At 43.1% G+C, this 1236-nt stretch carries 1 protein-coding gene; it reads right to left on the reverse strand.

Annotated features, from left to right (window positions below):
* Positions 1–187 precede the first annotated feature (187 nt).
* Complete coding sequence (locus tag KDK14_RS18545; protein WP_257266686.1) at positions 188–760, reverse strand: hypothetical protein; 573 nt, start codon at positions 758–760, stop codon at positions 188–190.
* Positions 761–1236 lie beyond the last annotated feature (476 nt).

The following is a 1236-nucleotide window of genomic DNA, read 5'->3' on the forward strand; positions in this document are numbered from 1 at the left end:
GGTATTCCTTACCAGCTTGGTGGGCTGGTTTGGCTGGGTTCACAGAATAGTTACCAAGACCTTTAGCAGGTTTTAAGGGTAAAGATCTGAACCATTGCAACATCCAGACTTTCAGCCCATTAAAGGAAGACATAGCTCAAATGATCCACCTGAATGAACAAGAAAGTACACGACATTTGAAGCCAAACTATTTGCGGGCTAATTCCAGCTTTGTCTCGAATTGTTGCAGCTCGGAGATTTTTTGAGCAATTGTTTCACTATTGTTATGGCTGGCGAATTTTGAGAAGCCAGGGTGTTTAGCTTTTATCATGCCTTCAATCATGTAAAGTTCTCCCATTATCAAGTTCGCACTGGCTCTCATCGATAAAGTAATGGATTCTGACAAATCCTGGTCGATGGGGCTGGAAAGCAGGTCATTGGCATTTTGCATCACCCCCTCAAGATTGTTGAAGGAATGATAGATACCAATTGGTTCCGGTTCAGCCATCAACAGGGCGTCAACTATCTCCTTGCCAAATTGTGAGCCCTGATTTCCAACAGGCAAGGTGCAGGTTCTTTTCTGAAGGTAAGAGGCTGCGCTTTCTGGGGGGCATTCAGGACATTCATTGCCAGTAACAATGGGTTTAACCTCCTTGTCCCCGGCAAAAGCCTTGCAGACTTGTTCATTCCTTGCTTGTTCATTCCCTGATTGATGAGCATATACTGCCAAAGCTGAAGCTGTAGCTGTAGCTGTAGTAGAGATGAGCGGCAGGTTATTCATTACTGTTTTCCTCTTTAACTGCGTTTAGAATCAGGATGCTGTTCAAGTGAAGCCAATACTGTCCTGTTTTCTCGGACTCCATAGGGTTTGGTGCCAGTCAGAACAGTGTCAGGTCATAACTTCAAAATCGGACTGGCCGATATGAACGAAGATTTCATGACCAACAGACTCAAGATCTTCTGCAGGTTTATAAGCATAAAGATATGAGACTTTGCAACAACCAAAATTTAGACAATTAAAAGAAAAAATAGTTCAAATGACCCCCCTGAATGTTCAAGAAATTTCAACCTTTCAAAAGTTCAGCCAGCCAAGATGGATAGATAACTCCACCGCCAGGAGGCTGTCCGAGAATAGCGCCTGACTGGGCGTCCCTGTAGCGAGGACGACAGAAAATTGAGGATAAAAAGTCGGAAATTTTTAATGAATAGTGGTTCTATTTACTAAAAATTTCCGACTTTTTAGACCAATTTGCTGCC

This window comes from Endozoicomonas sp. ONNA2 (assembly GCF_024606365.1).
In the GTDB taxonomy this organism is placed as follows: domain Bacteria; phylum Pseudomonadota; class Gammaproteobacteria; order Pseudomonadales; family Endozoicomonadaceae; genus Endozoicomonas.